Below are 26,532 nucleotides of genomic sequence, written 5' to 3'. Positions count from 1 at the left end.
CGGTAGTATCTATTACAAATCTTTGTCTTAACGTTGTTACTCCCCCTAAAGTGATACAATATCTGTATTTAGACTCTTATTCTCTTTTCCCTCAGTCTCTATTTTCTTCATCTTCTGATCTTGAGAACATGCAGGCAGTTTCGACATACATCTCCATCTCACGATTTGATGTAGAGGGCCTGACGCGCGATATTGCTTTCCTGAAATGTGATGTCTGAAGCACTATCCTTCTGGCTGCTTCATAAATTTCTTCCTTTGTCATTTTCGGTTTGATGTTCTCTCTCAATGCCATCATTGCAGCTTCCCTGCAAACTGCTTCGATATCGGCACCAACATAACCTTGTGACATATCAGCAAGCTCGGAAGGGCTAATGTCATCTGAGAGGGGCTTGCCGGCAAGATGGATGTTGAATATCTTGATACGTTCTTCCCTTTCAGGTGCTTTTACATAGATGAGCCTGTCAAAACGACCGGGTCTTAAAAGTGCAGGATCGATAATGTCCGGACGGTTGGTGGCAGCAACGACCACAATGTCCTTCATCTCCTCTATACCATCGATCTCAGTAAGTATCTGGCTAACAACACGTTCAGTTGCCTGTGACTCAAGACCCATTCCTCGCTTTGGGACCATGGAGTCAAGCTCATCAAAGAAAATAACTGTTGGAGCTGCCTGTTTTGCTTTTCTGAATGTTTCCCGGACCGCTTTCTCGGATTCTCCCACGTACTTGCTGAGAAGTTCTGGTCCCTTGATACTTATGAAATTAGCCTCACTTTCGTTTGCAACAGCCTTTGCAAGAAGTGTCTTTCCGGTTCCCGGTGGTCCAAAAAGCAGTATTCCTCTTGGCGGGCTGGTGTTCAGGCTTTCGAATATGTCCGGGTATTTCAGAGGCCATTCCACAGCCTCGATCAGTTCCTGTTTTGCCTGTTCCAATCCACCGATGTCATCCCACATGACATGCGGGACCTCTACGAACACTTCCCGCAGTGCAGATGGTTCGATGTTCCGATGCGCTTCGATAAAGTCAGATTCAGTAACCTCTAGCTGTTCCATTATCTCAGGTGGGATCTCCTCTTCTATACTTATCAGGGGTAGCATCCTGCGAAGGGCATGCATTGCTGCTTCTTTACATAGGGATGACAGGTCAGCTCCTACGAAACCGTGGGTCATATCAGCGATCATATCAAGACGCATGCTTTTTTCGATGGGCATTCCACGGGTATGGACGTAGAGTACTTGCAGTCGACCGCCCCTGTCCGGGATCCCTATCTCGATCTCACGGTCGAACCGCCCGCCGCGGCGCAATGCCTGGTCAATGGAGTTCGGGCGGTTTGTAGCCGCTATAACTATAACTTTTCCTCTGCTCTTCAATCCGTCCATAAGTGAGAGCAGTTGGGCGACAACTCTTCGTTCTACTTCTCCGACAACGTCGTCACGTTTTGGTGCGATGGAATCTATCTCGTCGATAAAGATTATGGATGGACCTTCTTTTTCTGCGCTTTCGAATATCTCGCGGAGCTTCTGCTCACTCTCCCCATAGTATTTGGATATGATCTCAGGTCCGCTGATCGGAATGAAGTTCGCTTCACTCTCACTGGCAACAGCTTTTGCTATCATGGTCTTGCCTGTGCCGGGAGGGCCGTAGAGCAGTACCCCTTTTGGAGGATCAACACCTAGCTTGTCAAAAAGTTCCGGATGGCGCAGAGGAAGTTCTATCATCTCGCGCATCAGTCCCAGTTCCCGTTTCAGGCCGCCGATATCCTCGTAGGAAACTCCCTCGCTGATATCTGTTTCAGCAGTTGGCTTGTCCATTACGATGTGAGTGGTACGCGCCACAACAACGGGGCCCGGTGGTACTGTAGACTTGACAATAAAGGTAAGAGGATTGTTAACTGTCTCTATCCTGATACGCTGTCCTCTTTCCAGTGGTCGTCCTTCCAGATTACGGTGTATTGAGCGTGAAAGTCTTTCCTGCGGGAAGGCCCGGGTGGGTGCAAGAGTTATTCTTTCAGCTTCCTTTTCAATAACTCTCCTGATAGTTACCTGATCATCGATTCCAACCTTTGCATTGCTTCTCAGATTGCCGTCGATGCGGATGATATTTTTCCCGTCATCATCAATGTTTGCTGGGAGAACCCTCGCATAGGTCCTTTTTTTGCTCTTGATCTCGATGATGTCCCCGCTTACTGCACCAATTCTTTGCATAAGGGCATTGGCAAGCCGGGCGATGCCTCTGCCTGCATCACGATGGTTTGCTTCTGCAACACGAACAATAAGGTCTTCGGACATATCGGTCACCTGTAGGGAAGTATCGAAGGAAAGGCAGTGCCAGAGGCAATATCTGCAAAATTCACTACAGAGTAAAATCTACAGTAATAGTATAAATAAAAGATGATGCAGAAGAGCTTCTGCAAAAGAAAAATAGTGTGAGACCTATCAGATCTCACTCTTTAATTTCTCAACAAGTTCCTGTTTGATGGTGGTGCTGCGGTCTCCGCCACAGACTATGCCGCGCACACCAATGATGGTAGGCTGGATGCGTTTTAATGCTGGTATGTCATCGAATTTGATGGTTCCTGCGATCGCAGTCTCAAGTCCGCGTGCATGTGCATCGTTAACGAAATCAACAAGGTCCTCTTCGCTCATGAACTCGAAGGTGGAGCGACCGTCCTTGACACCAGTGTCGACCATAACAAGGTCCACACCTGCTTTCTCTCCAATAGCAGGGAGCAGTTTCGGATCGATGGAGTCGATACGCTCATAATCGGAATATCCACAGGCAACGACCTTAACGTTCATTCCCTTTAAAGATTCGGCAATACCGGTCATCATTTCAAGTGCCTGATCTTCGGTCTTTACGTCGTAGAGACCGATCTTCACATAGTCCGCACCTGCAGATGCAGCCCCGTATGCGGCGAGTGCTGCGGTGCCGGGCTTGAAATTAAAGTCACCGAGTGCGGCACTGATAGGTTTTTTACCCTCAACTGCCTCTTTCACATCTCTGATGACCCATGGGAAATTTGCACCTAATGAGCCTTCTTTTGGGTTTTTGATATCAATTACATCTGCTCCGCCATTGAGTGCGGATATCGCTTCTTCAGTGTTAATGGGACTTACGAGTAATTTCATATATTGGCCTCTTTTTTATAGGATGAACTAAAGTATCGATTAAATATGTTTCGAATCGTCTTTGTATTTGATGTATATAATCATAATGCTGTTCATGCACAGGGCGGGGACCGTCGCAGGTACCGGCCGGTACATGAGTCCAGTATGCTATGCACAACATCGGACCCTGTGGAGATCGTTCGCAGTCTCAGGCCGGCAGAAGTGTATATTGCAGACCTTAACCGTCTTCAGGGTCAGGGTGCACCGGATATCAACTTCGATGTTATCAGGGCTGTTTCAGACCAGACAAATGTCATGCTGGATGCGGGAATTTCCTCTTTTGAGGACATTATGTCTGTAATAGACCTTGCAGACCATCCCGTACTGGGGACCGAGACAGCTTCACTTGACACGATATCGAAGGTAGCTTCACAATACCCTTCCAGGGTAAATGTCAGTATCGATAAAAAGGATGGTGTGATCCTCTCTTCAGACCCTTCTATGCCTAAAGATCCACTTGAGATAGTTGAGATGGTCAACGGCCTTGATATCAATGATGTCATATTTCTTGACATGGATATGGTGGGAACGTCGGCGGGGTTTGATGCACAATTTTTAAGTCTGATAGCAGATGTTTGTGAACACGACGTTCTTCTCGGTGGAGGCGTAAGGGGCTTAGAAGACATCGAACAGCTTGAGGATATAGGTATCAAAGGCGCATTGGTGGCTACAGCTTTACACAATGGCTCTATCCCTGTTACAATGTTACAATAAAATTACAAATTTATAACTAAACTTACAATAAACAGATAAAAACTGAAAATTACATATCTGGTGATAATATGGCAGAAGATAACACAGCAGAAGTTAATACGAATGTTTCTGAAGGCGAAGAGTACATGGAGATCAAGATGGCAGGCGGCTGGTATCTTACCATGACCCTTGCAAAAAGTGAAAAGTATGACAGTGAATATGTTGAGGTCGCAAAGGAAAGAAGCGGTCAGAAAAGGAGCCGCTTTAACATAAATCCGAAATACGCACGTGAGCTTGGTGAGACCCTCATAAAGTTCGCAGATGCGAACGGTCTTTAACTTTCCATGATCGATGTGATTGCCTGCAACACATCGTTCTCTATTTCTTTAAGGTTCCGGTCGGTATCTATTATGACGAACCTTTCCGGTTCTTTCTCTGCAAGTCGACGGTAATTTTTTCTTACTCCATTTAAGAGCTCGATCTTCTCGAACTTTGTCTGTTCCCCTCTTTTACCACAACGCTGGACTGCAATTTCCGGGTCAATGTCAAAAAGGATCGTAAGGTCAGGGACTACTGTCCAGTCCTTATGGATCTGCTGCACCCATTCCATAGGCGCATCGAACTTGTCTTTGAGTGTAACGCCCTGATATGCATATCTGCTGTCCGAATACCTGTCTGAAATTACTATCTTTCCTTCTTCAAGTGCCGGACGTATCAGAGTTGCAATATGGTTTGCATGGTCTGCGGTGAAAAGCATCAGCTCTGCAAGGTGATCTGTATTGGATTCAATAGCTTTGTAGACAGCGTCACCTATCCAGCTTGTGGTAGGTTCCCTTGTGAACACGGCATTGGAAAAGGAAGGATGTGAGTTCAAAAAACGGGTAATGGTGGATTTACCGGATCCGTCGATACCTTCCAGTGTTATGAGCTTTCCTTTCATGATTGTCAAATGTCCTTCGGTTCTATTAACTTTATATCCTTCGACCTTATTTCCTTTAATTGTATGTCCATCGATCTTCTGTTCTTATAACCTTATGTCCTGGAAGTATCTTCACTACCGCACTGGGGACATTTTATAGGGAAGAAGTTCGGATCTGCCTGAAATACGAAATCACACACATTACATCTGAAATATACCATTGACTGGTCGATATCTTCCATTTATATCACCTTAATATTTTAGCAGTAATACTAAGGTTGAACAGTAAACAATATTAATATACCGCTATTTCAATAATATCACAACAGGTAGTGAAAATGACAAAAATAGGAGTTATACTGCGCGGAAAATATGGGTCAAGGCTTGTCGATACCGTGCGCTCGAAGACAGATATGGAAGTGATTGTGGCAGAGCTTCCCGCTTATCTTCCGGATTTCATAGATGAGCCCGAGGAGTTCTTTGCCGGGCTGGACTTTGATACGAAGGTATTCGATGCTGACATCATAATCACTTATTCCCTTCATCCTGATATTACGCCCCAGATAGCCCGCATGGCAGGCAAGGCCGGTGTGCGTGCCCTGATAGTCCCAGGGGGTGCTTCAAAGGCACCTGTTAAGGAACTGGAAGCTATATCAAAAGAGTATGGCATTTTCATAGAGGTCGATGAGATCTGCTGCAATGTAGCCTCTGACCCTGCTACCGATGATTTCACCTGCTTCTTTGGAAATCCGATACTCGATGTTGAAGTAAAGGATGGAAAGATCGCAAAAGTGAATGTGATACGAGGGGCCCCGTGTGGCAGTACCTGGCATATGGCAGAGGCTCTGGTAGGCACTCCTATAGAAGAAGCCGGTCCAAAGGCAGGTCTTATCGTTTCTCAGTATCCCTGCCGGGCGGTCAGGGGGAACATGGGGGGTATACATGAATCTTCGGAGATGCACAAGCAAGCGATAGATGCTGCCATAAAACGGAAACTGGCTTCAGCTAAAGATTGAAGGATGAAAAAGCAGAGGTTGAAACAGATACCTGAAAGTAAAGCCAAAAATAAAACTAAAAAAATAGAAATAAAGACTGGCAGGATCGTTCCCCTGCCCTTCATATCATTTGTTCTGAAGTTTGATGCGCTGTCCAAGGATGCATTTTCCGCCACGGTGGCCGCCAAGCGGGTTGAAAGTTGTTCCCAGTGAGTTCATGCATCTGGCCATGACCGCAGCTCCTCTTGCAAGACCGTCATCTACGAAGACAACGTTCTCTTCGATCTTATCGTGAAGCCTGAGTTCGTCCAGATACTTCAATGTAAGTTTTGCCTTCTCGCCACTGATGCCGGCACGTCCGGTAATTCCAATGCTCGTCTCAGGATACACGAGTCCTTCTTCCTTTGCGACCTTGACCAGCCGGTAGATGACCTGTGCCATGACCTCATCTATCACTGCAAAAAGCACTTTAAGGCCGTATTTGCTGTAGATCTCACTGCCTAACAATGACAGTTTGTCCATGTCGGAACCGTTGTCACCAACATCGCATCCTATAAGCACAACTCCGATATCTTTTGCAGCTTTAGGGTTTACCGGTACACTGCCATATCTATTCCGGCTTTCCGGTACTTTTTCTATGATGATGTAATCGAGTACCTTCTTTGCGTATTCCTTGATGTTCTTGCCCTTAAGCAGCATTGTAAGCTTGTCTGTATGGATATCATTAAAGACGTCCAGGGCAGTGCCAAGCCTGCTATCTACCGTTTCCGTGCCTTTTATCATCGCGTCGGGTATTGCTCCTGCATATCCGCAGAAGTTACCGATGGTCTTTGCATAGGGTTTGTCAGGACTGATTATCCTGCCATCAAGGGTCGTTCCAAAGTCCATGGACATACATGGGTTGCGGAAGTCCACATCCACCCATTTGGCACCTTCCTTGATACCTGCGGTAGCGAGTTCCCCCTCCATCTCATTGGCAACGATCTCAACACCGGTGGCACCGGTAGGTGGTAGCACACTGGCAACAGCTCCGTCGAAGAACACTTTGTCCAGCTTACTGTGTTTCTGGAACTTTTCCGGGAGGTTATCCACACTCATAGGGGGTGTCATGTGCTTTGGTGGTACGCCTGCGATCAAGCAGCCATCTGCAAGGGCTTTGATGAACTCTCCTACTTCCTCGGGTGCATCGAATCCGGCAACAACTCCTGTTGAGCGCACAACGAAGCTGATGTCTGTTTCGATATCAAGGTGAGCACTTTTCACAGCTTCCAGTAATGTTTCACTGACAAGTTCTGAGACAGATTCACGGGTGAGTTCCACTCCGTTCAGTGTCTTTCCGAAAACGGTCTCATTGGCTTTTGGTGGTCTGACATCCCTTGTCATTTTGACTGTTTTGGTAACGTGGTATGTCTTTCCTTCATCCATATTGGTGGCTGTCAGAATACATTTGGTGGTGGTGTTCCCCACCTCCACGGAAGCTACGATGAAGAAAGGCTTTGAACTTGATTTAAGGTCAAGCAGCCTGACTCCTGGATTTGCTGCGAATCTTGGTTTATGAGACATTATATCATCTTCCGGTAATTATCAGATAAATTTGTTCAATCTTTCAACAAGCTGTTCTTTCTGGAGTGCACCCACTATCTGTCCGGCCGGTTTTCCATCTTTGAATGCCAGAAGTGTGGGGATGGCTGTGATATTGAACTTTCTTGCGGTCGTCTGGTTCTCATCAGTGTTCAGTTTCCCGAAAACGATCTTGCCTTGCATCTCTCTTGCGAGGGCATCAATGACGGGTACCAGTTTTCGGCACGGCCCGCACCATTCTGCCCAGCAATCGATAACGACAATTGGATATTTTGCTATAAGTTCATCAAAGTTCACATCCGTGGCATGTATGGGGCTGTCCGGGAATGACCTTGTTTCAAGGTTATTTTTGATATGTTCCAATCGTTGTTGTCTGATCTTTTCTAAATCATCCATTGTGCTCACCTGATCTGCCTGTGAGAACAGTTCTAAATTTTATAATAACATTAATATTTGATATGGTATTATAATCTACCATGTACTTTTATGCGTTTGCAGATTAATGTTGTGAAATGATTTAAAGTTTTGTATGGTTATTCGCAAAACACACACAACCCAGAGTTGTGTTCTGAATAGCCTTTTTACAATCTTTATTCAAATATCAGATATGGTGTTTTCATGAAAGACAAGGGTGAGAAAAAACAGATGGACCGGTCACTCTTTGACCAGAAATGCGTAACCTGTGGTACATGGATGGCAAGTACTGAAAAGAAGGTCAATGAAGTCACAACTATTACATATTCCTGCCCGGAATGTGGTCTTACATATACGGTCGATAAATGAGTGGTATTACGAACTGGTCCCTGGATCAGCTTCTTGAAACAGACCCTTACGATCTTGAGAACCTTGTAGCTTTTCTTTTCAGGAAAATGGGATACAAGGCAAATGTAACTTCACGATCAAAGGATGGCGGGGTGGATGTAGAGATACAGCTTGAGCATTTTGGTCTTTCACATCGCTGGCTTGTCCAGGTGAAACGTTACCTGAATCCGGTAGGTGTAAAAGAGGTCAGAGAATATAGCAGCCTGCGCTACAGGGAAAAAGTCGATGGTGTCATAATAGTTACGACTTCTACTTTTACTGAAGATGCATACAGGGAAGCCACAGAACACAATGTAAAACTTATTGAGGGTCAGTTACTGGTTTCGATGCTCAATCATTATTGCAGTGATGCAGCTAAGAGCATTTCAGATGGAATTGAAAAGAACACTACCACATCAGGCGGTGCTGTCCTTAAGACCGGTGAATCTGTTCATACAAGGGAGCCTGCGATCATTGGGAACGTGCGACTTACACTGGTCATTACGAACAAGAACATTTATTTTGAACAGAATTCAGGTGGAATGTTCTCAAAAAAGCCGGAGATATCACGTCGAATAGAGGTCAGGGACATTGTTGGGTTTTCACATGTAAGAAAGGAGATCCTTCTCGTAGTGGGTAAAAAGAAGTTCGAAGTGATCCGGATCCAGCCAAAGGACATAGTGAAGGTGTTAAACGTGCTTGAGCAGTTAAAGACCGATTACATGAGGGGTGAGTCACTTCTCCGGCTGGAGCAGGCAAAAAATAATTTCGTCATCCTGACAAACCGCAGGTTTGCTACCATTACACTCCCGGGGGGAGATGCTCTGGAAATTAAGTTGAAGGATATTGTTGGGTCGGAAGTCGAGGGCTCAGGTATGTTCAGCAGGCGTAAGCTCATTATTTCAGAGGTTCGTGAGGCTGTGAAAAAACATGTATTTGAAGTAGCCGATGCAAAGGGATGGAAAAATGAGATAGATGAGGCTGTGCGTTCAGCCTGATCCAAGATATGTAAAGTATTATTTTGGTATTAGGCCGCCATGTTTCTGGTAGGCTACGGCCTTTGTGATGAAAATTGCGACGATACCAATGGAAATTCCTATCAGGATGACCATGACCGCATTTCCTTCATCCGCAAACTTCAACATGCTGTAGAAAAGGAAAGCACTGATCAACATGCCTCCCAGCACAATGTAGGCAATTGGGGATCTGTAAAGTTTTTCAATCATATTTCTTCGCCACCCTTTATTCTATTAGCTCCTATTTTATTGTTATCCATGGTCAAATATCCGGATGTTCTTCTATATGACTTCGTTTCAGGACGCCACCGATATATTCGATCTTATGTATCCTTTCGATGGTCATGAAATCGAATATAAGCTCAATATCTTCCGGATATGAGCTTTTAACATAAAGCGGATGGAAAGGCTCCATATCCTGCTGTGAGACATAGAACATATCTTCCCCAAAAAGAACAATATGCCTCAGGGCGTATTTCTCAAAAGTGCGAATAATGAACTCTTTTGACATTGGAGGAGTTGCAAATTCGAAGTCCTCATTTGTCACCTCGATAGAGGCTTCGAATACGGCATATGTTCCTGTTTCAGACATTTGTTTTTCACAAATTTTGTCATTTCAGTCTTCATCTTCACAAAGGTCAGTGTGGGGATTCATGTCACATCCGGTACATGGAAGGCACATGGTCCTGAACACATCTGCACGGAGTCCGTTCTCGTCCAGGATCCTGCGAAGCAATCTTGTAAGCTTAAGGATCCTTTCTTTTGAAGGTCTTTCAATGAAAACCTCTCCTTCACGCAACGGATGCTTGCTTGCAGGTCGGAGAATAGGTACCACTCCCAGGGATGCCAGTTCCCGGATACCTTTTTCAACAGCTTCGTCCGTTTCACCAAGGCCGATGATGAAATTGGAACACACCTTGTTCCTGCCGAAAATATCTACGGCTTCCTTGAGAGCCTTCAATATCTCTTCCATATCCTGCCCGGCACAGACCTTCTCGTAGAGCTCCCTGTCCATTGTTTCAACGTTGTACTTGATCTCGTCAACGCCTGCATCTTTCATGCGCCTGTTGGAATCAGCGGTCGGGTAAACTGCAACACCGATGGGGACGCCATACTTCTTCACAGCATTGATGACCTCCATGGCCCTTTCAAATTCCTTCTCCACTGATTCATCCACACCGGATGTGATGGATATGGCCTTCATCTTGCCGGTGGCATTTGCTTCTTCTATGAGCTCCAGAACCTCTTCAATGGTCTTGACCTTGCCGTTGAGCTTTGGAACAGGACAGAACTTGCAGTCGAAGATACATTTCTCTGTCATGTTTATGTAGGCCTGCTCAGGACAATGGATAAGCTCTTCCTCGATCTGTCCTCTTACGATCTCCCTGCCATCTCTCATTATGACGATCTCATCCCCTTCTTCAACTGCTTTGAGAGGTGAGTCCTGGTTAAGGGCAAGCCTGACCCTCTGGTCACCGGAGCGGAAGAAAAATGCTGTCTTACCTGCCCCCGGTCCTGCGGTCGGAACTGTGATCTTCCCCAGCAGGGATGGCTCTATATCAAGGCTGCCCACGGCTATAAGCTCGGCTTTTGTTTCTGGTTTCATCGTTGATCGCCATGTTCTTTTGTTTTATATGCTTCGCTGGCTATGCCATCGCGCTATATCAGTTTTTCGAAAGTTATCGCCAATTGAAGCATTTCACTTTTTGTAGATGTTATATATACTTATTATGAATACGGCAATTCCTACCGCCCAGAAAAGCCCTTTGAGTCCCAGGGCAATAACGGTAATTACAAAACCTGCCATGAATTGAGTGCGCCGGTTGGGTGAAACACGATTAAATTCGATTTTTCCTATCTTTATAAAGTATGCTGTTGCAAAGAACGCTAGTGCTGTTGCCAGATATTGTAAGCCATTATAGTAGTTCTGATCTATTATCACCATTGCAGATCCCAGTAATGTAGACAGCACAGCTGTAATGAGAAGTATTGTGATCCATGTTTTGTTGTAATTGTTAAAATCCAGCATATTTCTCACATAATAAGGTGGTTGATGTTAGTATAAAAAAATTAGTGAAACTTTTAATGAAGTGTGCGAAATAAAAAAAGGAATAATGAAGGAAGGGTGGATGAAAATAAAGGTGGAAAGGCTTAGAGCAGCCTTTCCAGATCTTCGTCGACGGTTGTATTTGGTGCGATGTTGAAGTTCTCAACAAGGACGTTGAGGACATTCGGAGAGACGAATGCCGGCAGTGTTGGACCAAGTGTTATGTTCTTGACACCAAGGTACAGCAGTGCAAGCAATACAAGGACTGCTTTTTGTTCATACCATGCGATGTTGTATGAGACTGGCAGTTCATTGATGTCCTCAAGTCCGAAAGCTTCGGCAAGCTTCTGTGCGATGACAACAAGGGAGTATGAGTCATTACACTGTCCTGCGTCGAGTACTCTTGGAATTCCATCGATGTCCCCAAGGTCAAGCTTGTTGTAGCGGTATTTTGCACAACCTGCTGTCAGGATGACCGCGCTTTCAGGAAGAGCTTCTGCAAATTTGGTGTAGTAGTCCCTTTCCTTGTGCCTTCCGTCACAACCGGCCATGACCACGAAGCGTGTGATCTTTCCGCCCTTTACAGCTTCTACGATCTTGTCTGCGACGGAGAGGGCTGCACTGTGGGCAAATCCTCCAATGAGAGTGCCATCTTCCAGTTGTACCGGAGACTTGCATTTCTTTGCCTGCTCGATCAGGGCAGAGAAATCCTTTGCACCGTTCTCGTCTGCATCGATGTGCTTTACGCCATCAAAACCGACAATGCTTGTGGTATAGATCCTGTCAATGTAGCTTTCCTTTGGGGGAATGATACAGTTCGTCGTCATCAGTATGGGGCCGTTGAACTTTTCAAACTCGCTCTTCTGTGCCCACCATGAACCGCCATAGTTTCCGACGAAGTTATCATATTTTTTGAATGCCGGGTAGTAGTTTGCAGGCAGCATCTCGCCATGGGTGTAGACATCAACGCCTGTTCCCTGGGTCTGCTTGAGCAGCTGTTCCATGTCCTTAAGATCATGTCCACTGATCAGAATACCCGGATTGTCTTTGACCCCAAGGTAGACCTCGGTAGGTTCAGGATTGCCGTAGGTGGTTGTGTTTGCCTCGTCCAGCAATGCCATGACCTTTACACCATATTCTCCACATTCGAGGACAAGTCCGACAAGTTGGTCAACTGAAAGGGTATCGTCAAGGGTTGCAGCAAGTGCCTTTTCCGTGAATGCAAATATCTTGTCATCGCTGTATCCAAGGACGTTTGCATGGTGTGCATAGGCTGCAAGACCTCTAAGTCCGTAGGTGAGTAGTTCCCGTAGTGACCTGATATCTTCGTTCTGGGTTGCAAGGATGCCTGTGTTCGTGGTCTTTAGAGCTTCAGGTGTGACGATGGCAGCACCTGGGATCTCGAATCTGGTCTCCGGATCGGACATGCCGAGTGTGGCTTTGACCTTGTCACCAAATGAAAGGCCCTTAGCTTCTCCGAGGTCGATGTTCCTTGTAACAAGATTGCGCTTGACAGCATCTCTGATCTCGAGTCCTTCTCTGATGTATCTCTGGAAGTCCTTTGCGCTGAAGTTCGTGTTAGTGACAGTTGAGAAAAGCCCGTTCATGATGAATTTGTCTACTTTCTCATCGGTGATGCCGTTCTCACGTGCCTTTGCATTGTAGTATGCAATACCTTTGAGGATGTAGGTCAGTTGGTCCTGGAGGTCTGCAACTTCAGGTTTCTTTCCACATGCTCCTGCTGTGGTACATGCCTGTCCACCTACTGTTTCTTCACATTGATAGCAATACATTTTTTTGTTCTCTCCTTTTTGGTGTAGTTATTGTAAATATGGTATCTTTAGGATATTAAGTACATTAAAGATACTTGTATATATAGCCCCGGTTTCTTGTTGGATACCTGGTACCAAAACGAGTTTTCATGAAGCGATGTTTTCATCCTTGTGAGAACCTATTTATAGAAATGAACAAATTTACCCGAAAATGATCCTATTTTTTGTTTCGGAGCAAACCATATGATATCTCCTGAGGTCCTTGTCGTCCTTTTCAGTCTTGCAGCAGCTGCGACCTGGGGTGCTGCGGATTTTGGTGGTGGTTTTGCGACAAAGCGTGCCAGTGTCTTTTCAGTCGTTATAATAACACAGGCAGTAGGTCTTGTTCTTTTGCCGTTTCTTGCATTGTATTTCTCAGAAGAATTCCCTCCAATTAATGGTATGTTCTGGGGATTTGTTGCAGGCGTTGCAGGAAGTTTGGGTCTTCTTGCACTCTATCATGCGCTTTCCATAGGCAAGATGGGCGTTGTGGCACCGATTTCTGCTGTGGTTACCGTTGCTCTGCCTGTGGTCTACGGGGCTTTCAATGAAGGCTTGCCTGCAGGGCATCAGATAGCAGGTTTTGTGATGGCTATTGCCGCCATGTGGTTGATCAGCAGTACTGGTGAAAAAAGTAAGATCAAAAAACAGGATCTTGTTTATCCGTTACTGGCGGGAGTTGGATTCGGCATTTTTTTCATATCGGTGGATCTTTTTAGTGAATCAGCAGTATTCTGGCCCCTTACGGTCGCAAAGGTCTCTGCAATCGCGGTGATCCTGGGCTTTGCTTTGCTGAGAAGGTCAGCAACTGTGCCTTCAAAGGATGTTCTTCCAATAATAATACTTGCAGGATTGTTCGACACTGGTGGGAACCTTTTCTTTGCACTGGCTTCGCAGGCAGGGAGGCTTGATATTGCAACCATTATCGCATCTCTGTATCCCGGAAGCACTGTGTTGCTCGCATGGATACTTCTGAAAGAGCATCTGTCTTCAATGCAGTGGATAGGAATCGTGCTTGCTTTGGCAGCGATTGCATTGATCTCTTTGTGAATGTTAAAGCTTTCAATGTCTAAATGACTATTTCATCTTTAAAGATTACATATTTTATCCAAAAACAATACTATTTATACTCATAATGACAACATAGTAGCAAGGTCAATGTATGGGGGTTGCAGGTGGGATTCGGTTGGGTTTTCTCAACTAACGATTTCCATTTGCTGGCATGCATCGGTCTGACTTAAAAAATATAATGTGTAATATTTGGGGACTAAGAATATGGCAGATACACCTGAAAATCTGGTAGATGCGTATAAGTATCAATATCTTTTGAGCAACGTGGTTTTATTCAAACCACAGAAGGGGAATGACTCTGCTGTTGTTTTCTCTTCGATAGTGAATGATGATGGAACTATCAAACGAAGGCGTCTTTATCGGATATATTCCGGACATGGGTATAACCGACCGAACTGATATTTCAGGATGGGAAGCTTAAAAGATAAACTTTGGAATAAATGAGGTATAAAAATGGAAGATACAACTTTACTCTATGTACAGCCAAATGCGGAGGATTCCTCTGCAATTGCATTTTCCATCAGTATTAGTGCTGATGGCAGGATCGATAGCAGTAAACTGTTAACACTGGATATGAACAAACAGGATGATTCCTGAACCTCCATTATTTTTTAAAATTCATCCTGTGAAACCATCCATTCAGGAACTCCCCTGAATGGATATATCTGTTGTTTTTTGCTAGATCCTTTTGCTTTTGTTAGATATTAAATGTTGAATAGTGCCAGCTTTGGCAATTTAAAATAGTATGGAGTGAAAATCTGAGGACGAACTCGAAAAAAGAGTAAAGCTTTAGGCAAACCTGGTTATCAGGCTGACCATTTCAGAAGAACGAATCTGTTAGGGAGGCTTTTCGGGATCTTCATCAATTTCCACGAAATCCATTGAGATCGTTCCCCATGCTGAGCTTGAGAGTTCCAACCTGAAGTTTGAACTTCGTCTCATTTATACCACCTTCTTTTATTCCCAATTATAAATTGGTTATAATGGTATTTATATATGACCCGCAATAAAAAAGAAATAATTATATTCATAATGTATATTTATGCCCATATTTATATCTATATTTAACTTATACATGTCTAAATTATGTTTCTTGGGGTCGATTTTGCAGGATGTAAATGTTCTGGATATCTTTTAAAAAAGTAGGTTTTCATCTGATCATTAATAGGATATTTGCTGAAAATAGTACATGATCATTTAATTCTGTTCTTTTTCATCCTCTTCCTGTTGTATCTGCCCTGCCTCTAAAATTCTCTAGTTAGTATATGGAAAATTACATCATATTTTGCTATAGTTCACACCTAATTTTCCCACAAGCTCAGTCATGGAATTAAGTGCCTCATAGCCCTGCACACTGATCCGGTACTCTCCTCTTTCGCCGCGCTGCCCGATCATTCCTTTGCTCTGCAGTTTTTCCAGGTGGAATAGAAGATTTCCTCCACGAAGTTCTGTGAGCTTTGAAAGTTCGGTGAACGACCTCCCTTCATCGTACAATGCCTTTAAGATACGAACACGTACCGCGCTGCTCAATGGATCTCCTATCAGGCTGGCGAGCTGCTCTTCATGAATGTCCCGGACCTGTAACTGTATGTTGCTTTCATTCCGGTATACTCCTATTGTCTGCAACATTCCTACCTGCTGGTCGAAGTATCTTTCAGCCTTCTGAATACAGTTGGAGCAGTGATCGAATGGTGCAAGCTCTTTTATTTTATCAAAATCGATGCGCATTTGCTTGATATTGTCTTCAGATACCTGTCCATTTCTGGTATGGTCTACCAGACCCTCAAAAAAATTAACTAAATGCGGTATACATTTAGTCTGCATAGGGCATTCTTTAGCTTCGTTCCCTATAAGCTCATAGGCATTCTCTAAAGAACCGCTGATCATCTCAACAGCACATTGGCTCCTGAACTCATTGAACAATGAATTGGTCTGGTTGCCTGAAACGTCGGCCCTGAATCGGTTCAGCTCCAGTCGAAGGCCTGCAATTTCCTCATGAAGCAGTGAAATCTCTTCTGATATCAATTTTAGTTCGCTCATAATATCATGATCTCCATGTCGATTTGGTTCTGTGTCTGGTTAGAAATATGTACCGGGATAACCGTTAGTATAGTTTTATGACAGTTTGCTATATTAACATGCATGTATTAAGTACCTGTGGTGATTAACATGGTAACACTTACAGAAGATATGAAAGAAGCAATCAGCACAATACAGGTATTTCCTGTTGCTACTGCTTCTAAAGAGGGAGTTCCAAACGTTGTTCCGATCGGATTTGTCTCCCTGGTCGATGACAGCACTATATGGATCGCAGATAACTTCATGAAAAAATCACTTTCAAATGTAATGGAGAATCCAAAGGTCTCAATTTATATCTGGGGACCAAAGACAAAAGGCTCTTTCCAGATAAAAGGGGATGTCGAGTTAAAGACAAGTGGTCCTGAGTTTGAGAAGATGCAGGAGATCGTTCATTCCAAAATGGCACAGGCCCCGGCAAAAAGTCTTCTTGTCATGAAGATTACAGATGTTTATGACTGCTCACCTGGTCCTAATGCAGGAGAAAAGCTGCTTTAAAGCCAGTTATTTATTCTCTCATTTTCCACAAAGGATATTGTCATCTCCTTAAATATCAAAGACAGACCTTTGTGGAGCTAATTCCTTTTTCAACCTGCTTTTTTCGACATTTTTTTGACAGCTGAGGATATGTGGCTAACTTGTCCCTTTACAAGTTACTATTATTGTTCAGTCACACAACCCAACATATTAATATTAAGTACTTGATTTCTATCAGTCATATTAGAATACACTATGTTATTATCCCAATTATCTGAGGAACCTATAATGATCACTAAAGACGAGGTAGAACACGTAGGATGGCTTGCCCGCATCGAGATCGATGCTGCGGATGCCGAGGACTACGCTGTGAAGTTAAGTTCTGTATTGGATTATTTCGGTCAGCTGGATGAGGTGGACACTGAGGGTGTCGAGCCTACTTATCATGTGGCAGACATCATGAACGTTTTCAGGGAAGATGTTGTCACTCCATCACTTGACCAGAAGGATGTGCTTGCGAACACTGCAGCCGAGAAAGATGGTTACATTAAGGCACCGAGGATCATTTGAGGTGAAAAGATGGCTGAATGGTTGAGCATATCAGATGTGAAGAAGAAGATTTCCGAAAGTTCTGCAGAAGAGGTTACAGCTGCATATCTTGAAACGATCGGAAAGAGCAGGATAAATGGTTACACGTGTACCTATGACGGTGCACTTGAGATGGCAAAGGATGCCGATAAGGGTGAGGGCAACGGGCTGCTTGCCGGTGTACCTATTGCTATCAAGGATAACATCTCTACAAAAGGGCTTGCAACAACCTGCAGCTCAAAGATACTGGAAGGCTATGTGCCACCTTATGACGCACATGTCATCGAGCGCTTGAAAGCAGAAGGTGCTGTCATACTTGGTAAGACCAACATGGATGAGTTTGCAATGGGCACATCCACAGAATCAAGCTGTTATGGTGTCACAATGAACCCATGGGACCTTGAGAGAGTGCCGGGAGGTTCATCCGGTGGCAGTGCTGCTGTTGTGGCAGCAGGCGAGGCTCCGATCTCACTTGGTTCTGACACAGGTGGTTCAGTTCGCTGTCCGGCCGCATTCTGCGGTGTTGTGGGACTTAAGCCAACATACGGGGCTGTCTCACGTTACGGTCTTATTTCCTATGCTAACTCCCTTGAGCAGATAGGTCCGATGGCAACATGTGTCGGGGACATTGCTACTGTAATGGATGTCATAGGCGGATACGATCCGCGTGACAGTACTTCCATTAACAGGGAGATCAGCTATCGCGATGCACTTGTTGATGATGTCAAAGATCTGAAGATCGGCGTTCCTGATGAGTACTTCGGTGAAGGTGTGGACAGTGGGGTTGAGAAGGCTGTCTGGGATGCTATCAGTAAGTACGAGGAAATGGGTGCAACATGGGAGAAGGTTTCCATGCCTAACACGAAATACGCTCTTGCAGCTTACTATACTATAGCCATGAGCGAGGCATCATCCAACCTTGCGAGGTTCGATGGTACGCGCTACGGTCCAAGGAACGATGGTGAGAACTGGCATGTAATGGCATCAAGGACGCGCGCAGAATATTTCGGAAAAGAAGTTCAGCGCAGGATCCTGCTCGGAACATATGCTCTCTCTGCCGGATACCAGGACAAGTACTATCTTAAGGCACTGAAAGTGCGCACTCTCGTCAAGCAGGACTTTGAAAATGCATTATCCAATGTGGATGTCCTGATGGGCCCGACAATGCCAATGCCTGCATTTAAGATCGGTGAGAAGATCGAGGACCCATTGTCCCTGTATCTGACCGATGTGAACACTGTTCCAATGAATCTTGCAGGGGTTCCATGCATATCAATTCCATGCGGACTTTCCGATGGCATGCCTGTGGGATTACAGATCATAGGAAAACAGTTCGATGAAGCGACCATCATTCGTTCAGCATATGCATTCGAGCAAAATACCGATCATAATAAAGCACGTCCTGCAGAGGTGGTCTAAATGGTATACGATAATCCCGATGGTGTCATGATCGGCCTGGAGGTTCACGTCCAGCTGAACAAGCTCAACACCAAGATGTTCTGCGGCTGTTCTACAAAATACCACGATGCAGAACCTAACTCTCACGTCTGTCCGGTCTGCCTGGGTCTTCCGGGTGCACTGCCTGTTATCAACAAGAAGTCAGTGGAAGCTGCTATGAAGATTGGCCTGGCTCTCAATTGTGAAATTGTGGAGCAGACACAGTTCCACAGGAAGAACTATTACTATCCTGATCTTCCAAAAGGTTTCCAGACCACCCAGTATGATTTCCCTATCGTTGGTGGTGGGAAGGTCGTCATTGAAGGCGAAGATGGGGAGCATGTGGTAAGGATCACACGTGCGCACATGGAAGAGGACCCTGGTCGTCTGATGCACATGGGAACCATTGAGAAGTCCAAGGGGACACTTATTGATTACAACCGTTCCGGAATGTCTCTTATCGAGATCGTTTCCGAGCCTGATATGAGAAGCCCGAAAGAGGCCCGCAGGTACCTTGACAAGTTGAGAAATATCCTCGAATATCTTGATGTGTTCGACGGCAGCCTTGAAGGTTCCATGAGGGTGGACTCCAATGTGTCCATCATGGGAGGCCAGAGGGTAGAGGTCAAGAACATCTCCTCCCACAAAGGTGCAGAACGTGCTATTCTCTTTGAGATCATGCGTCAGAAGAACCTTTTAAGAAGGGGCGGCAAGGTGGTATTGGAGACACGTCACTTCGATGAGGCAAGGGGCGTTACCATCTCCATGCGTACAAAAGAAGAGGAACATGACTATCGCTACTTCCCTGAGCCTGATCTTGTACCGATGAGGGTGTCCGACTGGGGCCCGGCTATTCAGGAAACATTGCCGGAACTGCCTGATACGAAACGTGAGCGTTTCATCTCACAGTACGGCATCACGGAGATGCATGCAAAGGCACTGACCTCGGACATTCGCGTGGCGGACTTCTTTGAGATAGTTGCCTCAAAGGTCGATCCTCGTGCAGCAGGGACCTGGGTTTCCGATGTGCTAAGGGGTGAGCTGAATTACAGGGACTTGCCTATCACATCCTTTGCTACCGAGGACATAATTGAGATCATCGGCCTTGTGGTGGAAGAAAGGATCACTGAACAGAGTGCTGTCGATGTTATCAGGACGATCCTTGATGTCGGTGGAAGTCCTATGGATATCGTAAAGGAGAAAGGTCTCCTGAAGGTCGAAGGGGATATTGTGACACAGGCAGTCTCCGAGACCATTGCGGAGAATGAGGAAGCTGTTCAGGATTATCTTGGTGGGACTGAGAAATCCCTCAATTTCCTTGTAGGTCAGGTAATGAAGAAAACAAAAGGCCGGGCAGATGCACGTCAGGCCCGTGAGTTGCTTATTGCTGCTCTTAAGGACTAAGGTCATCGACCTTGTCCTTTCGTTTTTTATTAGCTTTCTTATTTTTCTTTTTGTTACCAGATTGTATATCAAAATCCTCTAGTAGTTTTAAAACATATTCTCTATTACCGTATCATAAATGGTACGGTGTGGCAGTGAGTCAGAAGGTAGAGCGCCATTGGGTATAAAAGCCCATGACCTTTCAAGGTTTGTATGGCCTTTGTAAATCCTTTAGGTCGACCTGAGATGGGGAGGATATCGGGGGAAGGGTCGCCCAATGAGATGTCGTCCAGTAAAGTCGACAAATTGATCCCTGATCACTGCCTTCAAATTACTTTTTTACAATTTATTTCCGATTAGCTCTGGCTTTATTTTTGCTTTGTCCGCTTCTCACTTTTTTGTAAACGTGTTTGTCTTTATCCCAAAACAGTTATATGTTTTGAAATGCATGTAGCCAGCCTGTATTACTAATGACTATCAGTTTCAAATAACATATTATTATACTATTAATCAATCAGGTGAGAACATGGCAAGATTTCCAGAAGCAGAGGAAAGGATCCTTAATAAAAAGATCTGTATGAAATGCAGTGCACGAAATGCTATCAGAGCAACAAGGTGCAGAAAATGCGGTTACAGTAACCTGCGTGTAAAATCCAAGGAAGCTAGGAATAGCTGATCTATATATGAAAGTGGAAGAGTACCTCAATGGGATCGCAGAACGCGAAGGTACAGTTCACTTAACCCTTATCGATCCGGCATCCCAGACCCCCGAAGTTGCTGCAGATATTGCAAAAGCTGCAGTAGATGGGGGCACAGATGCTATCATGATCGGTGGTTCCACTGGAGCCGGTGGTCTGGCATTAGATCAGACCTTATTAAAGATAAAGGAACAAACCGATGTTCCTACTATTCTTTTCCCGGGAAATGCTGGCGGCTTAAGCATTTATGCCGACGCCGTTCTTTTTATGAGCCTATTAAATTCACGTGACATCAATTATGTCACAACGAATCAGGCAATGGGTGCTCCACTTGTTTACAAGTACGGGATCGAACCTATTTCCATGGCTTATATTATAACTGAGCCTGGAGGTACTGTTGGCTGGGTAGGCGATGCAAAACTTATCCCCCGCAACAAACCGGAGCTTGCAGTAGCATATTCCCTTGCGGGAAAATACATGGGAATGCATTACACTTATCTTGAAGCCGGTTCAGGCGCAGACCAGCCGGTAACTCCTGCCACCATCGGTGCGGTAAAACACGTTCTCGGAGACAATAAGTTAATTGTCGGCGGTGGTATCCGTGATGGCAAGACTGCAAAGATCTGTGCAGACGCCGGTGCTGATATGATCGTGACAGGTACGATAGTCGAAGAGACTGATGATGTCAGGAATAAGATCGAAGAACTTGTATCAGCTATCAAGAAATAATACGTGGATACTGTTGGGGGTTTAATTATGCTCAGGGTTTCCGATATTGTAAAAGATTATGAGACAGGTTCAGGCAATTTGCGTGTTCTGGATGGTGTCAGTTTTGAAGTGGCCGATGGCGAGATCCTCGGTATCACTGGCAAAAGCGGCAGTGGAAAAACTACTCTTCTCAAGATATTAAGGGGTGTTGAGCCTTTTAATGGCGGTAGTATCGAGCTGGATGGATCGCTGATCACCAGTGACTCCGGTATTGATGGTTCAAAGCTTCTTGGCAGGGGCACAGCTATCCATCTTCAGCGTAATTTCGGTCTGTGGAACGGTCCGGCGATCGAGAATATTATACGAAGGCTGAATAGTCATTATGTTGGTTATGATGCTCTTCCTGAGCCGGATGCTCCTCATTATGACGAACTTTACGAGAGATCCATGGCATATATGCGTCTTGTGGGTCTTGAAAAAAAAGCACTTCATTCATCAAACCTGCTGAGCGGTGGTGAAAAGCAGCGTTTGATCGTTGCCCGCCAGCTTGCAGCCCAACCCCGTCTTTTACTTCTTGACGAGCCTGTTACCATGACCGGTCCCGATACCAAGCAGGAGATCATGGATGTCATCCTCAAGCTTAAGGACCGGTTGAACATACCTATCATTGTAGTATCCCATCTTCCGGAAGTCCATACATACCTTGCAGACCGTGTCATCTATATCGAGGATGCTAAGGTAGTTGAAGATGGTGAACCCGGGGTAGTTCTAAAGAACTTCCTCAAAGACCTGAATCCAAGGGTGGACCTGACAGAAATAAAGGAAAAGGTCCCTTGTATAAGGGCAACCAATATCTCAAAGAGGCTGGTCCTGATGCGTGTGGGTGAGGTCCTTAACATCAAGAACCAATCCCTTGAGATCAACAAAGGGGAGATCATAAGTTTCATCGGTTCATCAGGAGCAGGCAAGACCACATTTTTGAAGATAATGGAAGGCCTGACAATTCCGAAAGAGGGCTATGTGACCTTCCATCATGAAGGTGAGTGGGTTGATATGTCCAGTTTTACCAGACAGCGTCTGGAACTGTGGAGAAAGATCAGTATAATGCATCAGGAGTTCTCCCTGTCCCCCCACTCGACCATACGTCAGCAGATTGGGTTCAGGTTAAGCATGAAGATGCACGGCGCACTTGAACATGCGAGAAAGAAAGCAGAGGAAATGGACATTTCCGACGAGATGCTGGATATCATTTACAAGCTTCCGGATATGGGTGAGGAAGAGAGGGCACAGGCGCTTAACAAGATGCGTCTTTCGATGGAGGTCTATCCACAGCTGTTCCCATCTGTATTGAGCACTGATGTGGATAAGTATGCAATACCCATTTTTGAGGCACTGGACCTTCCATTGGATATTCTTGACAAGAAACCCGACCAGATTAGCGGTGGCGAACATGTCAGGGCATACATAGCGCTTGCACTGTCAACATCCCCTGAGATCCTCATGCTGGATGAACCATTTGGTGACCTTGACCCCGTGACACTGAGGGATGTGACAAATTCACTGAAGAGGATCAATGCAACCTTTGGCACAACTATAGTACTCGTTAGCCATCACATGGATTTCGTTAAGGAAGTGGCACACCGAGCTGTTCTTTTCGAGAATGGCTCCATTATCATGGATGGCGATGCAAGGGATGTCTGCCGGAAATTCATCGAGATGAGTGATGCAAGATACCTTGAGCATACCCTCGAAGAGATCGCAGGCCAGTGAACTGCTATTGGCCAAGGTTCATGAGCCCCGGTCCGCTATTCTTTTTTGAAACAATTTTTCATAAAGTATATATCCTAAAAAAGTTAACTTCTATTAAGGGAGGTTTAATTTTGATGATAGACACTATGAAGAAGTTAGGACTTTTTGGTCTGGGTATGTACGCTATTACCGAAGAGAAGATCGATGAGTATGTGAAAGAACTTGTTGAGAATGGTGAATTCAACAAGGAGGAAGGCAAGAAGTTCGTAGAAGATATGATCGAAAAGCGAAAGCAGCAACAGGAAGATCTGGAAGATAAGATCTCTTCAAAGGTCCAGGAAGTCTTTGGCAAATCCGATCTTGCTACCAAGGAAGAAATGGAAGCACTCCACAAGAAGATCGAAGATCTGGAAGAGCTACTAAAGGAAAAGAACAAAGAAGAATGATCTCTTGATCGTTCCTTCCATTTATTTTTGTACACACCTTAGCGACTTTTTATTAGTTACATAGGTTGCCATATAGCATTTAATGGCAGTCAGAATGTCTCATGGTTTCCAGTATAACACGCAGGTATTCCATGGTGAAACGCTATGGGATAATCATTGATACACTCATCAAGTATGGTTTCGGGTATTTTGTGGACCAGATGGGTATCAGGTCCCTTGGTTCCCTAAGATCCAGGTTCAAGGATCGCTTAGGTAAAGGGAACCAGCCCAGAACAGGTCCTGCAAGGGCACGTATGGTACTTGAAGAGCTTGGCCCCACCTACGTTAAGTTCGGCCAGCTCATGAGCATGCGTCAGGACCTTATCCCAAAAGAGTATGCAGAAGAGTTTGCCAAACTCCAGAACGATGTACCGCCATTTGAGTGCTCAGAAGTTGAAAGGGTAATTGAAGAAGAGTTGGGCGATAAGGTCGAGAACTTATTCCTTTCATTTGACAAAGAACCTATTGCTGCGGCATCCATCGGGCAGGTACACCGCGCAAAGCTTCACGGCGGAAAGGACGTTGTTGTGAAGGTACAGAGGCCTGGCATAAGAAAGGTTATTGATTCTGATCTCGATATTCTCTTTAGTATAGCTGGTTTTGCGGAAGAGCATCTGGAGGAAGCAAAGCTCTACAGTCCTGTAGCCGTAGTGGAGGAGCTTCAAAGGTCCATATATGCTGAGATGGATTACACTCAGGAAGCTCGCAATATAGAACGGTTCAAGTGCAATTTCAAGGACGATCCGAACATAGTTATTCCAGGTGTTTATTGGGAGTACAGCGGTCTGAAAGTGCTGACCCTTGACTATATCGATGGGATCAAAAGTGATAATTTCAAAGAGATCGATGCTCTTGGTCTGGACAGGAACCAAATTGCAGAATATGGGACCGAGGCATTCATGAAGCAGATATTCGAGGACGGCTTCTTCCATGCTGACATGCATTCCGGGAATGTACTTATCCTCACGGACGGACGGATCGCTCTCCTTGACTTTGGTATGGTCGGGCATATTTCCAAGGAGATACGGAACCTGTTGATAGATGCACTGATCGCTATCACCAGAGGCGATGTAAACCAATATCTTGAAGTATTGAAAGACTTTGGTATGGTCCCCGCGGAAATTGATGTGCATGCTTTTAAGATCGATTATGAACACGTTTTGAACAAATATTATGGCAGGTCATTAGATCAGCTCAACACTCCTCTAATGATAGCAGAAATGATGAGTATGCTCAGGAAGTTCAAGATACGGATCCCGCCAAACATTGCATTGCTCTTTAAGGGTGTAATGACGGTAAGCGGCTTTGCTCTTCAGATGGTGCCGGATTTCAATGTGACCGTAGTTGCTGAGCCATATGCCAGGGGCATCATGCATAACCGCCTCAAGCCTCGCAATATTGCAGATACTTTTTACACTGACATGTGGTATACGGCACGGATGCTTCATAAGGCTCCGTTGCAGATCTCGCATATACTGGGAGTGGCAGAGAAAGGCTACCTGAACTTAAAGTTCGAACATCATGGAATGGACCGTATAGTTGCTGAGATAAATGCATCGAGCAACCGTTTAGCATTCAGTTTAATTATCTCTTCTATCATCTTAGGCTCTTCTCTTATCATTCAGACCGGGATGCAGCCTCATATTGGCGATGTTCCTCTTTTTGGAGTTGCGGGATTTGTTATAGCTGCATTCATGGGAATATGGCTTATGCTTTATATACTAAAAACAGGAAAGATATAACCGGCAATAGCAAATTATAAATTAATATCCGGTGTACATACGTTGCTTATTTTGAATAGGCAGTATTATCCAAATTAAACCATTAATTTTTTGATCATATCAGGTGCTGACAGATGACCGATCCCCAGATAGAACGTAAGCTCATTGAAATAATGCGTGTTATCAGCGAAAGCGATAAGCCCATAGGTGCGAGGAATATTGCAGATGAGTTGCAGAATCGCGGTTACAATCTGGGTGAACGTGCTGTTCGTTATCATCTCAGGATCCTTGATGAAAGGGGATTTACCGAAAAACACGGCTACAACGGACGCACCATAACTGCTTCGGGAAGGAAGGAACTGGACGATGCCCTGATCGGGGATCGGCTTGATTTTGTTATTACGCGGATCGAGGAACTTATTTACAAGACTGACTACGATCCTTTCGCAAAGAAAGGCAATGTCATTGTGAACCTTTCCACTGTGGACAAGGATGATTTTGATAATGCCATAGATGTTATGAAATACGCATCATCAGGTGATATATGCATAAGTCCTAACATAAAGATATTCGAAGAGGACTCGGATCCGCGGGTATATGTACCGCCAGGATGTGTTAACATAGCAACCGTTTGCAGTATCACATTCGATGGTCTTCTTCTCAAAAGTGGCATTCCTATCAAACCTGCTTATGGTGGCATCATAAAGATGGAGCACAATGATCCGACACAGTTCCTTGATATGATATCTTATTCGGGAACCTCGATCGATCCTGTCAAAATATTCATGATGCGCCATGAAACATCTGTTCTGGAAGTACTGGACACAGGCAATGGCAATATCCTTGCCAATATGCGAAATATACCCTCCTCGGCAGTTGAAAAGACAAAAGAAGTACTAAAATACCTGGAAGATTCAGGTATAGGCGGGGTATTGAGCATTGGTGACTCTTCAGATGATATGGTGGGTGCTCCTGTAGAAGAAGGAATGGCCGGCATACTGGTGGCCGTGGGTGTAAATCTGGTAGCTGCAGTTGAGGAAGCAGGTATTCCTGTTGCAACATCTCCTGTCTCGATGGTGCTTGATTACAGCGACATGTCGAAAATTTGAT

30 protein-coding genes are annotated in these 26,532 nt (G+C 44.9%); 18 read left to right on the top strand and 12 right to left on the bottom strand.

Translation table 11 applies throughout. From position 1 onward, the window contains the following. Nucleotides 1–91 precede the first annotated feature (91 nt). On the bottom strand, nt 92–2,287 hold the full coding sequence (locus E7X57_RS02210) for a CDC48 family AAA ATPase (RefSeq protein WP_135610079.1): 2,196 nt from the start codon (nt 2,285–2,287) through the stop codon (nt 92–94). Between the two features lie 147 nt (nt 2,288–2,434). Beyond that, nucleotides 2,435–3,127 carry a (5-formylfuran-3-yl)methyl phosphate synthase gene (locus E7X57_RS02205; RefSeq protein ID WP_135610077.1) on the bottom strand — a complete coding sequence of 231 codons (693 nt, stop codon included), beginning with the start codon at nt 3,125–3,127 and terminating at the stop codon, nt 2,435–2,437. Nucleotides 3,128–3,172: 45 nt separating this feature from the next. Here E7X57_RS02205 and E7X57_RS02200 point away from each other — a divergent pair, with 45 nt between their 5' ends. Further along, the gene (locus E7X57_RS02200; protein WP_135610075.1) at nt 3,173–3,880 is read left to right on the top strand and encodes a HisA/HisF-related TIM barrel protein; all 708 of its coding nucleotides are present in this window, start codon (nt 3,173–3,175) and stop codon (nt 3,878–3,880) included. A gap of 68 nt (nt 3,881–3,948) precedes the next feature. Next, nucleotides 3,949–4,197 carry a hypothetical protein gene (locus E7X57_RS02195; RefSeq protein WP_135610073.1) on the top strand — a complete coding sequence of 83 codons (249 nt, stop codon included), beginning with the start codon at nt 3,949–3,951 and terminating at the stop codon, nt 4,195–4,197. On the opposite strand, the gene tmk is transcribed toward E7X57_RS02195, so the two are convergent. Further along, nucleotides 4,194–4,799, bottom strand: coding sequence for a dTMP kinase (gene tmk / locus E7X57_RS02190; protein WP_135610297.1), 606 nt, complete (start codon nt 4,797–4,799; stop codon nt 4,194–4,196). The two genes, E7X57_RS02195 and tmk, sit on opposite strands and share 4 nt — an antisense overlap. Before the next feature lie 92 nt (nt 4,800–4,891). Then, nucleotides 4,892–5,020 carry a hypothetical protein gene (locus E7X57_RS12850; RefSeq protein WP_256360060.1) on the bottom strand — a complete coding sequence of 43 codons (129 nt, stop codon included), beginning with the start codon at nt 5,018–5,020 and terminating at the stop codon, nt 4,892–4,894. 96 nt (nt 5,021–5,116) lie between these two features. Between E7X57_RS12850 and E7X57_RS02185 the strand changes: the two genes are divergently transcribed. Continuing rightward, nucleotides 5,117–5,794, top strand: coding sequence for a DUF166 domain-containing protein (locus E7X57_RS02185; protein ID WP_135610071.1), 678 nt, complete (start codon nt 5,117–5,119; stop codon nt 5,792–5,794). 105 nt (nt 5,795–5,899) lie between these two features. Here the strand turns inward: E7X57_RS02185 and E7X57_RS02180 are convergent, their stop codons facing one another. Both E7X57_RS02180 and trxA read right to left on the bottom strand, forming a co-directional pair. Next, nucleotides 5,900–7,336, bottom strand: coding sequence for a methanogenesis marker 14 protein (locus tag E7X57_RS02180; protein WP_135610069.1), 1,437 nt, complete (start codon nt 7,334–7,336; stop codon nt 5,900–5,902). Between the two features lie 21 nt (nt 7,337–7,357). Next, nucleotides 7,358–7,750: a thioredoxin gene (gene trxA / locus E7X57_RS02175; RefSeq protein ID WP_135610067.1), complete on the bottom strand. Its 393-nt coding sequence runs from the start codon at nt 7,748–7,750 to the stop codon at nt 7,358–7,360. A gap of 222 nt (nt 7,751–7,972) precedes the next feature. On the opposite strand from trxA, the gene E7X57_RS12350 reads away from it, so the two are divergent. Continuing rightward, on the top strand, nt 7,973–8,137 hold the full coding sequence (locus E7X57_RS12350; RefSeq protein ID WP_167880859.1) for a hypothetical protein: 165 nt from the start codon (nt 7,973–7,975) through the stop codon (nt 8,135–8,137). Continuing rightward, the gene (locus E7X57_RS02170) at nt 8,134–9,153 is read left to right on the top strand and encodes a restriction endonuclease (protein ID WP_135610065.1); all 1,020 of its coding nucleotides are present in this window, start codon (nt 8,134–8,136) and stop codon (nt 9,151–9,153) included. The genes E7X57_RS12350 and E7X57_RS02170 overlap by 4 nt, the downstream gene beginning before the upstream one ends. A gap of 18 nt (nt 9,154–9,171) precedes the next feature. Here E7X57_RS02170 and E7X57_RS02165 read toward each other — a convergent pair whose 3' ends face one another. The 5 genes from E7X57_RS02165 to hcp all read right to left on the bottom strand — a co-directional run bounded on the left by E7X57_RS02165 (nt 9,172) and on the right by hcp (nt 13,011). After that, the gene (locus tag E7X57_RS02165; protein ID WP_135610063.1) at nt 9,172–9,381 is read right to left on the bottom strand and encodes a hypothetical protein; all 210 of its coding nucleotides are present in this window, start codon (nt 9,379–9,381) and stop codon (nt 9,172–9,174) included. 52 nt (nt 9,382–9,433) lie between these two features. Then, complete coding sequence (locus E7X57_RS02160; RefSeq protein ID WP_135610061.1) at nt 9,434–9,763, bottom strand: hypothetical protein; 330 nt, start codon at nt 9,761–9,763, stop codon at nt 9,434–9,436. A 24-nt stretch (nt 9,764–9,787) separates the two neighbouring features. Beyond that, nucleotides 9,788–10,777, bottom strand: a complete 990-nt coding sequence (locus tag E7X57_RS02155) for a radical SAM protein (protein ID WP_135610058.1) — start codon at nt 10,775–10,777, stop codon at nt 9,788–9,790. Nucleotides 10,778–10,870: 93 nt separating this feature from the next. After that, nucleotides 10,871–11,209: a hypothetical protein gene (locus E7X57_RS02150; protein ID WP_135610056.1), complete on the bottom strand. Its 339-nt coding sequence runs from the start codon at nt 11,207–11,209 to the stop codon at nt 10,871–10,873. Nucleotides 11,210–11,322: 113 nt separating this feature from the next. Beyond that, nucleotides 11,323–13,011, bottom strand: coding sequence for a hydroxylamine reductase (gene hcp, locus E7X57_RS02145; RefSeq protein WP_135610054.1), 1,689 nt, complete (start codon nt 13,009–13,011; stop codon nt 11,323–11,325). 222 nt (nt 13,012–13,233) lie between these two features. Here hcp and E7X57_RS02140 point away from each other — a divergent pair, with 222 nt between their 5' ends. From E7X57_RS02140 to E7X57_RS12345, 3 genes are all read left to right on the top strand, one after another. Then, nucleotides 13,234–14,079 carry a DMT family transporter gene (locus E7X57_RS02140; RefSeq protein WP_135610052.1) on the top strand — a complete coding sequence of 282 codons (846 nt, stop codon included), beginning with the start codon at nt 13,234–13,236 and terminating at the stop codon, nt 14,077–14,079. Nucleotides 14,080–14,304: 225 nt separating this feature from the next. After that, nucleotides 14,305–14,499 (top strand): hypothetical protein, encoded by a 195-nt coding sequence (locus tag E7X57_RS02135; protein ID WP_135610050.1) that lies wholly within the window; start codon nt 14,305–14,307, stop codon nt 14,497–14,499. A gap of 54 nt (nt 14,500–14,553) precedes the next feature. After that, the gene (locus E7X57_RS12345; RefSeq protein WP_167880858.1) at nt 14,554–14,697 is read left to right on the top strand and encodes a hypothetical protein; all 144 of its coding nucleotides are present in this window, start codon (nt 14,554–14,556) and stop codon (nt 14,695–14,697) included. Nucleotides 14,698–15,378: 681 nt separating this feature from the next. Here E7X57_RS12345 and E7X57_RS02130 read toward each other — a convergent pair. Then, nucleotides 15,379–16,140, bottom strand: coding sequence for a winged helix-turn-helix domain-containing protein (locus E7X57_RS02130; protein WP_135610048.1), 762 nt, complete (start codon nt 16,138–16,140; stop codon nt 15,379–15,381). 129 nt (nt 16,141–16,269) lie between these two features. On the opposite strand from E7X57_RS02130, the gene E7X57_RS02125 reads away from it, so the two are divergent. The 10 genes from E7X57_RS02125 to E7X57_RS02080 all read left to right on the top strand — a co-directional run bounded on the left by E7X57_RS02125 (nt 16,270) and on the right by E7X57_RS02080 (nt 26,531). Next, nucleotides 16,270–16,674: a pyridoxamine 5'-phosphate oxidase family protein gene (locus E7X57_RS02125; protein ID WP_048195902.1), complete on the top strand. Its 405-nt coding sequence runs from the start codon at nt 16,270–16,272 to the stop codon at nt 16,672–16,674. Nucleotides 16,675–16,941: 267 nt separating this feature from the next. Then, entirely contained in the window at nt 16,942–17,223 is a 282-nt protein-coding gene (gatC, locus tag E7X57_RS02120; RefSeq protein ID WP_135610046.1) for an Asp-tRNA(Asn)/Glu-tRNA(Gln) amidotransferase subunit GatC, read from the top strand. Nucleotides 17,224–17,232: 9 nt separating this feature from the next. After that, nucleotides 17,233–18,660, top strand: a complete 1,428-nt coding sequence (gene gatA, locus E7X57_RS02115; protein ID WP_135610044.1) for an Asp-tRNA(Asn)/Glu-tRNA(Gln) amidotransferase subunit GatA — start codon at nt 17,233–17,235, stop codon at nt 18,658–18,660. After that, nucleotides 18,661–20,082, top strand: coding sequence for an Asp-tRNA(Asn)/Glu-tRNA(Gln) amidotransferase subunit GatB (gene gatB / locus E7X57_RS02110; protein ID WP_135610042.1), 1,422 nt, complete (start codon nt 18,661–18,663; stop codon nt 20,080–20,082). Nucleotides 20,083–20,587: 505 nt separating this feature from the next. After that, on the top strand, nt 20,588–20,737 hold the full coding sequence (locus E7X57_RS02105) for a 50S ribosomal protein L40e (RefSeq protein ID WP_048195887.1): 150 nt from the start codon (nt 20,588–20,590) through the stop codon (nt 20,735–20,737). A 7-nt stretch (nt 20,738–20,744) separates the two neighbouring features. Beyond that, a complete protein-coding gene (locus tag E7X57_RS02100) occupies nt 20,745–21,488 on the top strand; it encodes a geranylgeranylglyceryl/heptaprenylglyceryl phosphate synthase (RefSeq protein ID WP_135610040.1) in 744 nt (247 codons plus the stop codon). A gap of 27 nt (nt 21,489–21,515) precedes the next feature. Further along, complete coding sequence (locus E7X57_RS02095) at nt 21,516–23,237, top strand: ATP-binding cassette domain-containing protein (protein ID WP_135610038.1); 1,722 nt, start codon at nt 21,516–21,518, stop codon at nt 23,235–23,237. A 113-nt stretch (nt 23,238–23,350) separates the two neighbouring features. Further along, a complete protein-coding gene (locus tag E7X57_RS02090; RefSeq protein ID WP_135610036.1) occupies nt 23,351–23,662 on the top strand; it encodes a phasin family protein in 312 nt (103 codons plus the stop codon). 101 nt (nt 23,663–23,763) lie between these two features. Further along, nucleotides 23,764–25,443 (top strand): AarF/ABC1/UbiB kinase family protein, encoded by a 1,680-nt coding sequence (locus tag E7X57_RS02085; RefSeq protein ID WP_135610034.1) that lies wholly within the window; start codon nt 23,764–23,766, stop codon nt 25,441–25,443. Nucleotides 25,444–25,556: 113 nt separating this feature from the next. Beyond that, nucleotides 25,557–26,531, top strand: coding sequence for a DUF128 domain-containing protein (locus tag E7X57_RS02080; RefSeq protein ID WP_135610032.1), 975 nt, complete (start codon nt 25,557–25,559; stop codon nt 26,529–26,531). Nucleotide 26,532: the final 1 nt, after the last annotated feature.

The organism is Methanococcoides sp. AM1 (genome assembly GCF_900774055.1).
In the GTDB taxonomy this organism is placed as follows: Archaea; Halobacteriota; Methanosarcinia; order Methanosarcinales; family Methanosarcinaceae; genus Methanococcoides.
The sequence above is the reverse complement of the archived record's forward strand: the minus strand, read 5'-3'. Positions and strand labels throughout refer to the sequence as shown.

Excerpts from the sequence above, each read along its gene's own strand:
- E7X57_RS02210 (WP_135610079.1), bottom strand. The coding sequence starts at position 2,287 with ATGTCCGAAGACCTTATTGTTCGTGTTGCAGAAGCAAACCATCGTGAT.
- E7X57_RS02205 (WP_135610077.1), bottom strand. The coding sequence starts at position 3,127 with ATGAAATTACTCGTAAGTCCCATTAACACTGAAGAAGCGATATCCGCA.
- E7X57_RS02200 (WP_135610075.1), top strand. The coding sequence starts at position 3,173 with ATGTTTCGAATCGTCTTTGTATTTGATGTATATAATCATAATGCTGTT.
- E7X57_RS02195 (WP_135610073.1), top strand. The coding sequence starts at position 3,949 with ATGGCAGAAGATAACACAGCAGAAGTTAATACGAATGTTTCTGAAGGC.
- tmk (WP_135610297.1), bottom strand. The coding sequence starts at position 4,799 with ATGAAAGGAAAGCTCATAACACTGGAAGGTATCGACGGATCCGGTAAA.
- E7X57_RS12850 (WP_256360060.1), bottom strand. The coding sequence starts at position 5,020 with ATGGAAGATATCGACCAGTCAATGGTATATTTCAGATGTAATGTGTGT.
- E7X57_RS02185 (WP_135610071.1), top strand. The coding sequence starts at position 5,117 with ATGACAAAAATAGGAGTTATACTGCGCGGAAAATATGGGTCAAGGCTT.
- E7X57_RS02180 (WP_135610069.1), bottom strand. The coding sequence starts at position 7,336 with ATGTCTCATAAACCAAGATTCGCAGCAAATCCAGGAGTCAGGCTGCTT.
- trxA (WP_135610067.1), bottom strand. The coding sequence starts at position 7,750 with ATGGATGATTTAGAAAAGATCAGACAACAACGATTGGAACATATCAAA.
- E7X57_RS12350 (WP_167880859.1), top strand. The coding sequence starts at position 7,973 with ATGAAAGACAAGGGTGAGAAAAAACAGATGGACCGGTCACTCTTTGAC.
- E7X57_RS02170 (WP_135610065.1), top strand. The coding sequence starts at position 8,134 with ATGAGTGGTATTACGAACTGGTCCCTGGATCAGCTTCTTGAAACAGAC.
- E7X57_RS02165 (WP_135610063.1), bottom strand. The coding sequence starts at position 9,381 with ATGATTGAAAAACTTTACAGATCCCCAATTGCCTACATTGTGCTGGGA.
- E7X57_RS02160 (WP_135610061.1), bottom strand. The coding sequence starts at position 9,763 with ATGTCTGAAACAGGAACATATGCCGTATTCGAAGCCTCTATCGAGGTG.
- E7X57_RS02155 (WP_135610058.1), bottom strand. The coding sequence starts at position 10,777 with ATGAAACCAGAAACAAAAGCCGAGCTTATAGCCGTGGGCAGCCTTGAT.
- hcp (WP_135610054.1), bottom strand. The coding sequence starts at position 13,011 with ATGTATTGCTATCAATGTGAAGAAACAGTAGGTGGACAGGCATGTACC.
- E7X57_RS02140 (WP_135610052.1), top strand. The coding sequence starts at position 13,234 with ATGATATCTCCTGAGGTCCTTGTCGTCCTTTTCAGTCTTGCAGCAGCT.
- E7X57_RS02135 (WP_135610050.1), top strand. The coding sequence starts at position 14,305 with ATGGCAGATACACCTGAAAATCTGGTAGATGCGTATAAGTATCAATAT.
- E7X57_RS12345 (WP_167880858.1), top strand. The coding sequence starts at position 14,554 with ATGGAAGATACAACTTTACTCTATGTACAGCCAAATGCGGAGGATTCC.
- E7X57_RS02130 (WP_135610048.1), bottom strand. The coding sequence starts at position 16,140 with ATGAGCGAACTAAAATTGATATCAGAAGAGATTTCACTGCTTCATGAG.
- E7X57_RS02125 (WP_048195902.1), top strand. The coding sequence starts at position 16,270 with ATGGTAACACTTACAGAAGATATGAAAGAAGCAATCAGCACAATACAG.
- gatC (WP_135610046.1), top strand. The coding sequence starts at position 16,942 with ATGATCACTAAAGACGAGGTAGAACACGTAGGATGGCTTGCCCGCATC.
- gatA (WP_135610044.1), top strand. The coding sequence starts at position 17,233 with ATGGCTGAATGGTTGAGCATATCAGATGTGAAGAAGAAGATTTCCGAA.
- gatB (WP_135610042.1), top strand. The coding sequence starts at position 18,661 with ATGGTATACGATAATCCCGATGGTGTCATGATCGGCCTGGAGGTTCAC.
- E7X57_RS02105 (WP_048195887.1), top strand. The coding sequence starts at position 20,588 with ATGGCAAGATTTCCAGAAGCAGAGGAAAGGATCCTTAATAAAAAGATC.
- E7X57_RS02100 (WP_135610040.1), top strand. The coding sequence starts at position 20,745 with ATGAAAGTGGAAGAGTACCTCAATGGGATCGCAGAACGCGAAGGTACA.
- E7X57_RS02095 (WP_135610038.1), top strand. The coding sequence starts at position 21,516 with ATGCTCAGGGTTTCCGATATTGTAAAAGATTATGAGACAGGTTCAGGC.
- E7X57_RS02090 (WP_135610036.1), top strand. The coding sequence starts at position 23,351 with ATGATAGACACTATGAAGAAGTTAGGACTTTTTGGTCTGGGTATGTAC.
- E7X57_RS02085 (WP_135610034.1), top strand. The coding sequence starts at position 23,764 with ATGGTTTCCAGTATAACACGCAGGTATTCCATGGTGAAACGCTATGGG.
- E7X57_RS02080 (WP_135610032.1), top strand. The coding sequence starts at position 25,557 with ATGACCGATCCCCAGATAGAACGTAAGCTCATTGAAATAATGCGTGTT.